Annotated in this window: 14 protein-coding genes and 2 pseudogenes; 6 read left to right on the forward strand and 10 right to left on the reverse strand. The window is 49.4% G+C overall.

Translation table 11 applies throughout. The annotated features are described in order from the left end of the window. Positions 1-427 precede the first annotated feature (427 nt). On the forward strand, positions 428-685 hold the full coding sequence (locus CKL79_RS20700) for a DUF433 domain-containing protein (RefSeq protein WP_121971447.1): 258 nt from the start codon (positions 428-430) through the stop codon (positions 683-685). Positions 686-885: 200 nt separating this feature from the next. On the opposite strand, the gene CKL79_RS23305 is transcribed toward CKL79_RS20700, so the two are convergent. Both CKL79_RS23305 and CKL79_RS20710 read right to left on the reverse strand, forming a co-directional pair. Continuing rightward, positions 886-1332: a hypothetical protein gene (locus CKL79_RS23305; RefSeq protein WP_170944143.1), complete on the reverse strand. Its 447-nt coding sequence runs from the start codon at positions 1330-1332 to the stop codon at positions 886-888. Continuing rightward, entirely contained in the window at positions 1329-1883 is a 555-nt protein-coding gene (locus tag CKL79_RS20710; RefSeq protein WP_121971449.1) for a helix-turn-helix domain-containing protein, read from the reverse strand. Before CKL79_RS20710 ends, CKL79_RS23305 begins: the two co-directional genes overlap by 4 nt. A 164-nt stretch (positions 1884-2047) precedes the next feature. On the opposite strand from CKL79_RS20710, the gene CKL79_RS20715 reads away from it, so the two are divergent. Further along, positions 2048-2260, forward strand: a complete 213-nt coding sequence (locus tag CKL79_RS20715) for a hypothetical protein (RefSeq protein ID WP_121971457.1) — start codon at positions 2048-2050, stop codon at positions 2258-2260. 374 nt (positions 2261-2634) lie between these two features. Here CKL79_RS20715 and CKL79_RS22950 read toward each other — a convergent pair whose 3' ends face one another. The 7 genes and pseudogenes from CKL79_RS22950 to CKL79_RS20750 form a co-directional block, all read right to left on the reverse strand. After that, positions 2635-2823: a hypothetical protein gene (locus CKL79_RS22950; RefSeq protein ID WP_141242264.1), complete on the reverse strand. Its 189-nt coding sequence runs from the start codon at positions 2821-2823 to the stop codon at positions 2635-2637. Between the two features lie 95 nt (positions 2824-2918). Next, on the reverse strand, positions 2919-3914 hold the full coding sequence (locus tag CKL79_RS20720; protein WP_121971450.1) for a glutathione S-transferase family protein: 996 nt from the start codon (positions 3912-3914) through the stop codon (positions 2919-2921). A 63-nt stretch (positions 3915-3977) separates the two neighbouring features. Continuing rightward, the gene (locus CKL79_RS20725) at positions 3978-4772 is read right to left on the reverse strand and encodes a class III extradiol ring-cleavage dioxygenase (protein WP_121971451.1); all 795 of its coding nucleotides are present in this window, start codon (positions 4770-4772) and stop codon (positions 3978-3980) included. A gap of 24 nt (positions 4773-4796) precedes the next feature. Beyond that, positions 4797-5285 carry a DoxX family protein gene (locus tag CKL79_RS20730; RefSeq protein WP_121971452.1) on the reverse strand — a complete coding sequence of 163 codons (489 nt, stop codon included), beginning with the start codon at positions 5283-5285 and terminating at the stop codon, positions 4797-4799. A 72-nt stretch (positions 5286-5357) separates the two neighbouring features. Then, positions 5358-6632 carry an NAD(P)/FAD-dependent oxidoreductase gene (locus CKL79_RS20735; protein WP_170944144.1) on the reverse strand — a complete coding sequence of 425 codons (1275 nt, stop codon included), beginning with the start codon at positions 6630-6632 and terminating at the stop codon, positions 5358-5360. Between the two features lie 378 nt (positions 6633-7010). Beyond that, entirely contained in the window at positions 7011-7460 is a 450-nt protein-coding gene (locus tag CKL79_RS20740; protein WP_121971454.1) for a MarR family transcriptional regulator, read from the reverse strand. A 653-nt stretch (positions 7461-8113) separates the two neighbouring features. Continuing rightward, positions 8114-8245: pseudogene (locus tag CKL79_RS20750) on the reverse strand (DDE-type integrase/transposase/recombinase); the annotation flags it as partial. Here CKL79_RS20750 and CKL79_RS24455 point away from each other — a divergent pair. Both CKL79_RS24455 and CKL79_RS20755 read left to right on the forward strand, forming a co-directional pair. After that, positions 8241-8383 (forward strand): annotated as a pseudogene (locus CKL79_RS24455) (IS6 family transposase); the annotation flags it as partial. The pseudogenes CKL79_RS20750 and CKL79_RS24455 sit on opposite strands and share 5 nt — an antisense overlap. Before the next feature lie 691 nt (positions 8384-9074). Beyond that, on the forward strand, positions 9075-10751 hold the full coding sequence (locus CKL79_RS20755) for an ATP-binding protein (protein WP_240519004.1): 1677 nt from the start codon (positions 9075-9077) through the stop codon (positions 10749-10751). A 91-nt stretch (positions 10752-10842) separates the two neighbouring features. Here the strand turns inward: CKL79_RS20755 and CKL79_RS20760 are convergent, their stop codons facing one another. After that, complete coding sequence (locus tag CKL79_RS20760) at positions 10843-11043, reverse strand: recombinase family protein (protein ID WP_121971456.1); 201 nt, start codon at positions 11041-11043, stop codon at positions 10843-10845. 79 nt (positions 11044-11122) lie between these two features. Here CKL79_RS20760 and CKL79_RS23310 point away from each other — a divergent pair, with 79 nt between their 5' ends. Both CKL79_RS23310 and CKL79_RS24020 read left to right on the forward strand, forming a co-directional pair. Further along, the gene (locus CKL79_RS23310) at positions 11123-11821 is read left to right on the forward strand and encodes a hypothetical protein (protein ID WP_170944142.1); all 699 of its coding nucleotides are present in this window, start codon (positions 11123-11125) and stop codon (positions 11819-11821) included. After that, a complete protein-coding gene (locus CKL79_RS24020) occupies positions 11821-12606 on the forward strand; it encodes a hypothetical protein (RefSeq protein ID WP_240519005.1) in 786 nt (261 codons plus the stop codon). The genes CKL79_RS23310 and CKL79_RS24020 overlap by 1 nt, the downstream gene beginning before the upstream one ends. Positions 12607-12660: the final 54 nt, after the last annotated feature.

Genomic DNA, 12660 nt, shown 5'->3' on the forward strand with positions numbered 1-12660 from the left:
TTAGAACGCTGGCTCCCTTTGACTACTTTTCAATGCCTACAATTGCCTGCTGATAAGCGATTCGCTCATGTAATCGCATCTTTTGTCAGTCAATCAGCTGAGACTCTGTCATTGGTGCATTAACATCTAATTAAGACTGTCTAGCTCATATCTACCTCATGCGCTGTGCCCAGTCATACCATCGACAATCGCCTCGTCGAGTTGTTCTTTACACTCAAACATCCGGCTATCGAGTTCGCGAATCTTGAGCCGATGCCATTGGATTCCAATCGGTTTGAAGCCGGTAGTGACGTGATGAGCATGATTGCCTGTTTAAGCTGACTTTAAGCATAGAAAACTATCTTCTATCCATGCAACGCCCAGTATGTATATTTCATAATACTATAGGCGCGGCTTATTCCTACTGAATTTGAGGTAGTAGCGAAATATGGGAATTACTTCGACGAGACTAAATCGTATCACCAGTAATCCAAAACGGATGAATGGGCAACCCTGTATTCGCAACCTTCGCCTTACGGTTCGCCGAGTAATTGAGCTACTGGCCACCTATCCTGACCGAGAAGAATTGCATCGAGAATTTCCAGAGCTGGAGGATGAAGATATCCGACAGGCCTTGATTTTTGCTTCATCTTACTTGGATGATCGCATCATTGAAATCTCTGATCACTATGAAACTGTTGCTTGATCAGGGGCTACCACTCACTGTGACAGCGTTATTATGCAATGCAGATATGACGTTACTTCGTGGCTAGCCCTCATCTTCAGCCCTTTTCACTTTAAGGAAGAGAACAAAAATGAGGGCAGAGCCTTTACGCAGTGCCTATTCGCTTAGTCAAAATAGCCATGACTTCGCCGGGTCTACCGGTAGATAGGGGGCGGCTCCAATCATTGGGCTCTGCGTAGCCAAGGCTGTACAAGTGTTGAATTGTCGATTGCACGTTGCTCGGGGTGCCGAATAGCAGGTGCGTATCTGTCCTGGTTCGGTTTTTGAGCCGGGTGGGTGGATGGGCGATCGCTTTCCGCTGAATCGGGATGGATTGCGGGTGGCAGCGCGGCAACAATCTCAGAGAGTCTATCTTCTAACCACCCATGTAATACCTGATTGGGTGTAGATTCGACGCCCTTGACTCGAACATTACCATTGCTGGGATGAAATAGGGTAATAATCTTAGCAGTCCCGTTAGGGAAGTATTCATGGGGTTGTTTGAGTGGCTCACCCTGCGGATGCCAAGTCTTTCCCTGATAGGGCTGTGTTCGGTAGGGGCCTGCTTCATCCTCTGTCCAAACAGATAGCCCTAATTGCTCACCTAGGCGATAGGCTCGCTCAATCAAGGCTTTTTTGCTTCGCTATCCGGGTCTACCGCCTCCACAATGCCACTTTTGCGGCGGCGTTTGACTTTTCCTGTACTACACCAACTGCGACTCAACTGCCAACTCCAGTTGGCTTCATGCAGCACTTGCCACAGGGTATAAGTACTGACACGAGAGAATTCTGGTTGCTGACGTAAACGACGCTGTAGAAGACTCAGTGACCAGCTGAGCGCGCCATCTTGATCCGCGTCAGGGGGGTGATCAACCGTCTCTAAAATCTGTTGGCGTTTCTCGCTATCATAGATAGTACGCGCGCCACCGCTATGCAACGGTTCTAGCGCAACTAAACCGACTTGATTGAAACGCGCAACTAAGTGCGAGACAGCCTCACCTGAACGACGCCCTACAGACGCTGCTGCTGCTGTGTAGCTCTTTCCATCTGCAACCGCTAATAGCAACTGAGCACGAACAACATGGACAGCGGGTTCTCGACTAGCGTGGCTTAGGCGCTTTAGCATTTCACGTTCTTCATCACTGAGCGGGCGAAGGGGATCTTTTTGCCGACGTGTCATAGGACTTATCCTGGTATAGGATACTGAGTGCTATAGCTCTATTTTCGTCGATTTACATGCCGATGCGCATGACAAATGACCCACTAGTGCAGCGTCAAGACTAAGAATGAGGGTTGTCAAGAGTGTTGTAATGGGCGAGATTGGATAAAACGACCGAAGGTTTTATGCAAAAACGATACATCGTCCGATTGAGTGAATCAGAGAAAAGTGAACTGCACGAAGTCATCAAGTGGTTGAATGGTAGCAGCCAAAAGGTTCGCCGTGCGCAGATTTTGCTGAAGGCAGATGCCGAAGGGCCAAACTGGACAGACCAGTCGATAGCTGCAGCCTCGACTGTCGGCCCCAGACGGTGGAAAACATCCGCCGACGTTTGGTAGAGCATGGCTTTGTAGCGACGTTGAATAGGATAAAGCGCAGTCAGCCGCCGACTGCGAAACTGCTGGATGGGGCACAAGAAGCTGAGGGTTGAATGTTGAATGTCGTCAGTAGTGTGGTTGCTAAGCTGCTCTAGCCGATCGCCTTTACTGTCAGCCACATTTTTATTCAGCCTATTGAACTGTTCTAGTCGAGCCTTTTGAATATTTTCAATCGCCTTGCTTCGACTATCCACTCACGGTTCGCTCAAAATATTTGGAGTTTCAGAAATGCTACGAAAGCAATAGGGTTTCAGTCCGTTGATACATAGGAAAACCTCTATGGCTCTCCTTGCTATATGACTGCTTAGTCAAGCATGAGGAAAATTAAATCAGTTTTACGCTACATATAGCGTTTTCATATTTTTGGGAACCACTAAATAAATGAGCGAACCATGAGTATCCAGGTTCTGTAAACGAGTTTGTTGAATATTTCCACCCAGATTGAGGCTGGAAGCTTTAGCAATAGAAGGAATCGCAGTCATTGTAACCGTTAAAAGGAGAACAGAAAGAAGTTGACGTTTCACGGGTGAGTTGCCTCTAGATGTAATGGGTTTAGTGCACTGAAAAGCGACACTTGGCTTCTATACCAAACGAGTTGGGAAGATTGATATCAGCGGGTCTAGGTGACACTCAGTTGGCGCTGGGAAAATTGGCTGGCCCGTCGCGTAGTAGACTCTCGAAAATCTACGACTGGCCCGGTCGGTACAATGCCGCTGGGATTAAGCTCCAGCAAACCAGCGTAATAAATTCGCTTAATGTGGTCGGTGCTACAAACTTGGCTGACTCCTGGCCACTGATATAAATCGCAGCAGTAAGCCCAAAGGTTGGGATAGTCTACTAAGCGTTTGAGGTTGCACTTGAATAAACCGTAGTAGGCCAGATCAAAGCGGAACAATGTGGTAAAAAGGCACCAATCGGCCAGGGTGATGTTGTCCCCACAGAGATAGCGAGATTGCCCGAGTGCTTGTTCCTGGCGGTCTAAAGCGTTAAAGAGAGCAGCGACTGCTTGGTCGTAGGCAGATTGACTACTCGCAAAGCCTGCTTTGTACACTCCATTGTTGATAGGGTCATAGATGGCATCTAAGGTTTGGTCGATACGAGATCGCAACGCTTCAGGATAGAAATCGACCTCAGGATGCGCTGCCCAGGTATCGAACTCGCTATTGAGCATCTGGATAATCTGTCGCGACTCGTTGTTGACAATAGCCTTCGTTTTTTTATCCCATAGCACTGGCACCGTCACTCGTCCGCTATAGTCTGGCTGAGCTTTAACGTAAAGCTGCCAGAGATAGTCAAGACCGTAGTTCGAGTCAGGAATACAGCCGGGATAGTTGGAAAAACGCCAGCCTTGATCGCTGATAACAGGATCTACAATCGAAAGGCCGATAACCTGCTGCAATCCCTTAAGTTGCCAAACAAGCGCAGTACGATGAGCCCAAGGGCATCCGAGAGAAATATAAAGGTGGTAACGGCCTGGTTCAGAAACAAGTGCTGTAGATCCATCTGCCTTCACCCGGCTACGAAATTGCGTCGTCATCCGCTGGAACTCGCCGCTGTCATTGCGCTCTGTCCATTCATCGCTCCATTTCCCATCAATCAATTGTCCAAGTGCCATTGAAGAGTCTCCTTGATAAAAGGCTAATTTGTTTAAATGTTGTTCTCAAGTAGCCGCCCTTGACTACTCAGATGCGAAGCTGAAAGCCGCCATGCTGAAAATGCCGTAGGTATAGCTGCGGTGAAGCAACTTGCCAGGTTTATTACCGCTAGACCCAAGGGCAACAAAGATCGGCAACAAATGTTCGGGCGTAGGATGGTTCTCTTTGGCATAAGGCGCTTGTAAATAGGACAACAACCGCTCTATGTCACCTTGCTCTACGGTTTCTATCAGCCACCGTTCAAAGCCTTGTACCCAGTCCGGCACAGGCGAGCCTAAAGTACGCCCGCCAAAAGCCCAGAGATTGTGAGTAGCGCTGCCACTCGCTAAAATCAGTACACCTTCGGCTCGCAGCGCAGCTAGTGCCTTCCCTAAACGGGTCAGCTGCTCCGGTTGCCAATGAGCCGGAAGAGATAGCTGAGCCACTGGGATTTGAGCGTCAGGATACATCAGCAGCAAGGGCACCCAAGCGCCGTGGTCTAACCCTCGACCAGGATCTGTAGCCATTGGCAGTTGCGCTGCCTTAAGCTGCGCTGCGATCGCCTGATGTAGCTCAATAGAAAGTCCTGGTGCATCGTACTGAAGTTGATAAAGCGCCTGCGGGAAACCTCCAAAGTCGTGAATGGCTCGCATCTGTGGCGCGGTGCTCAGCGTCGGTACGCTGGTCATCCAGTGGGGAGAGATCACTAGAATGGCTGCTGGATCGGGTAGCTGCTGCCCTAATTGAGAGAGAAATTCGCGAGATGGGCACTCACACAGGGGTAAGTCGGGCGCACCATGGGAAACGAATAGACTAGGTATAGAAGTGGCAATTGTCATGGCTCGATTTGCTCCTGCTGCAACCTATTGCCTTTGTCTTAGTTGGGTACTGAGCGCATATGGCCCATCGCCTAGCAAAAACTGCACCAGCGTAGCGATGCCGAAGAGAGCCGGAAACTCCCAACCACCGTTCTTGTTAGTGAACAGCCAACCGTTGGCCCAATGCACCTGAAGCGTTGCTACCAAAAGAATGGGGAATAGTGCGATCGCCACCCAGCGGCTATAAAATCCCGCCAGTAGCGCGATACCACCAAACACTTCTAAAAAGGCAACTGGATAAGCCATAAACCCTGGTAGCCCCACGCTGCTAAAAAACTGAGCAGTGCCTGGTAGCGTAAAGACGAAAACCTTCAGCAGGCCATGTGAGATAAACAGAACGCCTAAGCTGACTCGCAGCAGTAGAACGGCATAGGGAGCCGTGTTGAGATCGATGGTGGGCTTTGCTAGGCGAATATGCCTTTGGCGTGAGTTGGTATCCTGAGCGTTTGGGAGGTCGCGTACAGTAACTTTCATGAGAGTATCTCCTAAAGAATTGAGTGAAGTTCTATTGTTTGCAAGCTGATTGTCTTAATTCAAACTATTCGGTCAAAAAAAGGGATTTGTAGCCACTGGGCTTAGCAGCATCTGAGCGCTACGCTCGCCCCGACCTTGGCTATTCCACCATTGCAGCAACGTACTGCTACGATGGCCGCGTAGTAGCGCTAGATGAACACCTAGCCAGATAATCCAAGCGATGAACCCTGTTAGCTCTAACTTTCCGATCTGAACCACAGCAGCGTAGCGGCTCAAAATAGCCATGCTGCCCCGGTGCTGATAACGAAAAGGAAGCGGTACTTTGCCGACAGATTGGCGCAGCAAGCTACGAGCAACTGCTTTGCCTTGCTGAACTGCAACAGCGGCTAGCTGCGGCCAACTCTGATTTGGCTGTAGGACACTGGCGATATCGCCAATAAAGTAGATATTAGGATAGTCCGCTGCCTGGAGAGTCGGTAGCAGTGAGATCTTACAAACAGACTCGCCGTTGCTGATTGGATGGACTTGGCGAAGCATCTCCAAAGGAGGAGAATCGCTGCTGACACCGGTTGTCCAAACCACCGTTTTAGAAGCCACAAAGCTGTCATCAGTCAACGTAATACCTTGAGAAGACACCTGACGAACGCGGCTAAAGAGGTGGACTTCAATACCCAGTTGTTGCAAGTGACGTCTGACATAGGTCTGTAGCTTGGGACTAAAGCCGGGTAACAGGCGGTCTCCAGATTGCAACAGCACAACATGGATATCCTGACAGCTCAGCGTCGGGTAATCCTTCACTAGCGATCGCTCAATCCAATCCTTCAAAGCTCCGGCAAGCTCTACGCCTGTGGCACCTCCACCTACAACGCTAAAGGTGAGTAGGCCGGGCGGTAGCGTAGGCAAAGAGGTTGCCTGCTCGAAGCTACGTATCACCTGGTCTCTTAGCGCCACTGCCTGAGAGATCGTTTTCAGTGGAAATCCAAATTCCTTTGCGCCCGGAAAGCGCTCTAGCGGAACGCGGCTACCTGTTGCCATCACTAGAAAGTCATAGCGGTGCTGTCCTTGCTGCGTCATCACAATCTGAGCAACGGGATCGACGCTGGTAACCTCTACCATCTGAAAGCTGATGTTTCGCGCTCGTCTTAACAGTTTCCGAAGGGGACAGGCAATCTGACTAGGCGTAAGTTCTGCGGTAGCGACCTGATGCAGTAAAGGCTGAAAGGTATGGTAATTGTCTCGGTTTAAAAGAACAACGTCAAACGCTGTGTTAGCCAGCCGCTGTGCCGCTTGCAGTCCGGCAAATCCTGCACCGACAATCACGACACGCGAGCGGAGTGAGTTTGGCAAAACAGATGTATTGGGAGGAGGTTGGGCTTCATGAACTTTCACAGGGCGGCCTTTCTTTTGCAAAAAGAGTCTCAACAATTTAAGCATCGGCTTTACGCTGATACTTCAACAGACTTAGGGGTTTCTAGAACAAGCGCCATTGGCTGCTGGTTAGTACCCTGATGCGCACCGTCGCAGCTAGGAAAGTTCTTTTACTGACCGCAGGTACAGAGCCAATGGGTTCCAACAGGAAGCATTACAGTTGCCGTTCGATCAGAAGGTTGATTCATATGTCTAAATCCATACTGTTTGAATACGAACAATTAAAAGATAGCATATTAATGTTTGAATCCAAACATTAATTTTGGAGCTTGGCGAGTTACTTCGACAGAATGAATCCTAGAACTGCGATCTCAGCTTTTTTAACAGCCTCTGTAACTGTTTGAGTTCTGCGGGCGTCAGTTGCTCAAAACGTGGCTGTAGATAGGCTATTTGCTTTGGAAACGTATTTTGAAACAGTGCCTCGCCTTCAGGCGTCAGCACGACCGTGAAGCTGCGGCGGTTGTCAGGGGGCACTTCGCGGCGAACAAACCCTTTTTTCTCTAGTCGATCCACAATGCCTGTAAGAGTGCCCTTAGTCACCAGGGTCGCCTCTGCTAGGGCTTTCATGCTCATTCCCTCTGTATTACCTAGCGTCGCTATCACATCGAACTGGGGTGGGGTCAGTCCTAGCTCGCGAACGTGGATATCTGAGTAATTAGCGAAGGCTTGGTACGTACGAGCTAGCTCTCGCATCGTCGGAATGAAAGTCGCTTGGCCTTTAGGTTCTTTTACGTCAGCAGAGGGCATAAATAGCAGAATTAGTTTGAATACAGACTATCTATATAGTGACTTACTATGCCATCCTAATTGAGAGACTTTTTGCATTCTTCCCTCGAAAAGAGATGTTCCAGATTGAGATGAGTAAGTTTCAGCTCGTGTGCTGCGTGATCTTTATCCCCTTTAGGGGTTTTTGGCACGTCCCCTTGTATGTTCAATGAAGGAGCGGTAGACCACAATCCCCTTGTTCATGGTTTACACCATAGTTCGCTTTTGAGCGCGGCTCACCGCTTCTATCCATTCCTCTGAGAACTCGAAAAATCGCCAGGTTCCTCTAGAGACCGTATCAGCAAGAACGAGCGCAGAGCATAGAGCCCTCTTGTTGTGACGTTATCGAAGGTTAAACCTATGACTTCATCTGACTCCGTTCCCAGTTTTAACGTACTTGCTCTGCCTGGTTTCTGTCGTTTTTGGTAGGGACTCGTCTACTTTCAGTGCTTCAATCGCAGGCAGATAAGCCGCATTCTTATCGACGGTGATCACTCTCGGTTCAATCGTGTGAGAGGCGTTGGGGATGTGCGTCTAAATAAAGTACCGGAAGCTTTGGTCATTGTAGGGTGCATTCGCGAAGCAATGCACCAATAGGAAAGATGGCAACTGGTACCTTATTTTCTTGCGTGTCCCTTGAGTACCTTCTTGAGAAAGCGTTTGGCCGCTTTGGCATCGCGCCTGGCGCTGAGCATGAAGTCCAGGGTATTACCGGCTGAATCCACTGCTGGATAGAGGTATTTCCACTTTCCTCGGACTTTTACGTACATTCGGGTAAAAGGCATGTGGTGCTATCTCTACCGGGGCATTACTGACGCTTGGCCTCCTATCCACGGGCAGTTGAGGAAGAACTGGGCAAAGACACCGAGCACGAGGTACGTCCCTGCACCGCCAACCCGGTGGAGCTACCCCTGTTAAGGTGACCGTTTGTACCAATAATTTAGGGCGATGACCAACGAAAGAATGAGGCTTTGCGGCTTCGACTCTTTCTATCTTTCTAAAAAGAAAAACAGACAGTGGGTATGAATTTCTGATTTCAGAAGACCGATCGCTGAAACGCCCGCAAATCAACGATAGTTCATTTGTTCACCTTAACAGGGGTAGTCTCATAGCCTATCTATCATTAATCGAAAAATGGCTGTAAGTCAGTCTTATCAGCTGCTTCAGAGCATCAAAAAACGCAGAGTAGTTGCTTCACCGGGCAATTACTCCCGCCTGAGACTCATATGTCTCGGCGTGAACTATACCTTTTCGGAGGGTTATGCAAAAAGCCCTTTTCTCAAAGAGTCTGAGATGTTATGAGACATTTTAGTGAAGATTATGACAACGGTTGGCTATGCGCAGGTTAGTTCGGTTGGGCAAAGCCTTGGATGTGCAGTTAAGGCCTAGAGATTTCTAAACAGCGTCCTGCTCTAAAGCTTGCCTTGAGTAGGGGTATACCAATGACCCTGCCGAATAGGGTACGTATCTTCCGAAAGCTTGGTAGGGAACTCTACGTTTAACCTATTCAAGGTAGCAGGGAAAACCAGCTCACTCAACCCACGCATGAAGTATTTCCGTCTTAAGTTCAGGAGGTTATCAGCTAACAATATTTTGATGCCTGCACTCACGGTTGCTGTCATCATTAGCCTGATACTAGTAGCCATTGGTAGCCTCAACATTTCAAAAATATCGACAGGCTTTCAGCACGGCATCACGACTAATTTTCAGCTCCAAAAACTCAATGGCACCATCAGTCACTACGATGAAGTCCTGACAATGTCTGCCCGCATGGCGGCGGCAACAGGTGACCTTTCTTGGAAAGACCGTTACGACACTTACGAGCCCTTACTGACAGAGGCCATTGAGCAAGCCATTGAACTTGCGCCGGATACCTATGCCCTCCATGCCAGACAGATCAACGATGCTAACTTAAAACTCGTTGACATGGAGAACGACGCGTTCGACTTCGTCAATCAAAATCAGCCTGATCGGGCAATAGACATCCTATTTAGTCAGGATTATCAGGCCCAAAAAGAAATATATGGGAACGGCATACAGCAGTGGTCTGAAGGATTGAGCACAAAAATTTCTACTAGCCTAGATAGCTACGGCAAAGGCCTTGCCTGGTCCAGTCTTTTTAGCATGGTGAGCTTCTGGATATTGACAGCAGCTTGGGTCACGCTACTGACACTGGTCAATCGATACATCCATCGACGAAAAGTGGCCGAAACAGGGCTGCGCCAAGCCAAATACCAACTCGAAGTTAATCATCAGGTACTACAACAATCTGAAGCTACGCTACAGCAAAAAGCAGCCACCCTAGAGCGCACCCTAAAAGCGCTACAAGCGGCTCAGGTACAGATAGTGCAAGGTGAAAAAATGTCTAGTCTGGGTCAGCTCGTTGCTGGCGTCGCACACGAAATTAATAACCCCGTCAACTTTATCCATGCTAATCTGAATCCGATCAGCGAATACACCAACAGCTTACTCACCTTAGTTTCGGCTTATCAAACGCAGTATCCTGAGCCATGCTCCGCCATAGAAGCTGAAATCGAAGCGGCCGATGTCGATTTTATTAAAGTAGACTTACCGAAAATTATAGGTTCTATGCGAGTGGGCACCCAACGCATTCGACAAATTGTCCTCTCACTACGCAACTTTTCTCGCTCGGATGAACAAGGCCTTAAGTCAGTTGATATTCACGAAGGCTTAGAAAACACTCTGCTGATTTTGCAGCATCGGCTGGCAGAGAAAGCGGATCAGTTAGCGATTACACTAGAGCGAAAATATGGAACTCTGCCTACTGTAGAGTGCTATCCAGGCCAGCTAAATCAGGTCTTTATGAACCTTTTGGCTAACGCTATTGATGCGATTGAGGCAGCCGCTCAAAAGCATCAGAACAGTTATCAAGGGCACATTACCCTGCGCACCTCTAGTTTTACCCAGGAAGATATCGATTGGGTGGAGATTGCGATCGCCGACACTGGGATCGGCATTCCAAATGAAATTCAGACCCGTATTTTTGATACTTTCTACACCACTAAACCTGTCGGGAAAGGCACAGGCATGGGCCTTTCTATTAGTCATGCCATCATCACTAAAAACCATCATGGCACCTTATCTTGCAAGTCTATCGCAGGTGAAGGTAGCGAGTTTATTATTCAAATTCCAGTCATCGCGACGACATCAACAGAACCCATACCACTGCAAACATATCCAACCATAGTAACCGCAGACAACCAGAGTGACTACTCAAAGACCATAACTGAGAGAGCGACCCAGGCGATCTAGTGCAGGAAATCATAAACTATGCAACATAGCGGGAGCCAGAATGCCTGGATAGACAGTGCCTCTGCTCTAAAAACGTTTCATTGTTTGACAATTACTGTACTAGTTTCCAGATAACGAGTGTGTCGCCTTTGCGAGCATACTCTAGCGCCTCATCTAAACCGAGTCGAGCTGAAGTACTACCGCTGACACCGTGGTCAGTGAAAACCTTCTCGCACCCAGCCTGCTTCAAGGCGTCAATTTGTAGATCTAGCCTCTGCTCGGTAGTACTGGTTCGTGCATAACCGACTCTCATGTCTCAAAACCCGTAAAAGCTGCTTGCTTCGGCGTGGTTTAATTCGGGGTCACACTTTGGGAGCAATCAGGTAGGCTGAGTGGTTGCCCCCCTCCTTCCACCGCGATCGCTTCCAGCGGGCGTCGCCATCGCAAATATGAGTCCAGCCCTTTCCGTTGCCGCCAGCCTATCTCCCGACGTGCGTAAAGATATTGGCATTCAGGTGCTCTCCCGGTCAGAACCCGTCAGCCACATAGCCGACAAGCATCAGGTGAGCCGGAAGTGCATCTATCAACAGGGCGACAAAGCGCAGCGCTCGCTCGATGAGTCGTTTTCGCCTTTTCGGGGGGATGATGAGGTTCTATTTCATCTGCCGGTGACTAAGAGCTGGCTATACCAACTGATTCTGGGGTTGGTGCTAATCTGCCACAGTTCGTATCGCGGTGTCGTCGAGCTGTTTCGCGACCTATTCGATACATCCATTAGCATTGGTACCGTCCACAATCGTCTGGAAGCGACGGCTGAAAGAGCGGCTGAGCTCAATCAAGGCCAAGACCTCTCTGGGATTGAAGTGGGCTTACACGATGAGATCTTCCAGTCGAAGCAACCCGTGCTAACGGGTGTCGATGCGGCGTCAACCTACTGCTATTTGTTACAGGGTGTGGAACATCGAGACGAAGACACTTGGGGCTGGTATCTCTTAGAGGCGATGGCACAGGGTTTTGACCCCGACTTTTTGACCCCGACTATACGATTGCCGATGGCGGTAGTGGTCTCAGAGCGGGTCAGACAGCAGTGATGCCAGACACACCCTGCCATGGCGATGTGTTTCATATCCAGCGACAGTTTTCGCAGGTGGCCAGTGGTCTCGCTCGCCAAGCCCAAGGGGCTACGACCCAGCGGGTCGAGCTAGAACAAAAGATTGCCAAGGCTAGCATGACCAACAGTGTGACGCAGAAAATGATCATCCAACAGGTACAAGCAAACCGCCGGGAAGCCGGGCTGCTCGCCCGTGCCAGAGACGTTAATACGCTATCGCAGTGGTTCTCCCATGACGTACTGGCGCTGGCTGGCCCATCCCTGTCAGGGCGACAGGAACTGTTTGACTTCATTGCCACAGAACTGCAACGCCGCGAGGGCAAGCACTATCCTACGATTCGCAAGCTCAGAAAGGCACTACACAATCAGCGCGAGCAGCTACTGGCCTTTGCGGGTGTTCAGGGCCAAAAGCTGGCTGCGATCGCTGAGCAATTTGAACTGCCGCTACAGAGGGTGCGCGATGTCTGTCTGCTGCATCGGAAACATAAGACCTCGAATGCTTACTGGGAACGGTGGAATCAGCTACATAGCCAGCTATCCACCAAATTTCATGGGCTGATGGCAGCGGTGAGTGAGGCACTCAAAACGACCCCGAGAGCCAGCTCTATGGTGGAAAACCTGAACTCTCGCTTGCGCAATTACTTTTTCCTGCGGCGGAGCCTGGGTGATGCCTACCTGAGCACGCTGCAATTTTTCCTTAACCACAGATGTTTCATGAGATCTAGGACTTACGCATTGACAGAGCAGGCAGATTATGGGTGGTAAAATAAATCACATCCTCTTAGCCTTCTGGTCAGCATGCGCCAGCGATCAAAACCA

The organism is Leptolyngbya sp. BC1307, assembly GCF_002286735.1.
Lineage (GTDB): Bacteria > Cyanobacteriota > Cyanobacteriia > Phormidesmidales > Phormidesmidaceae > Phormidesmis.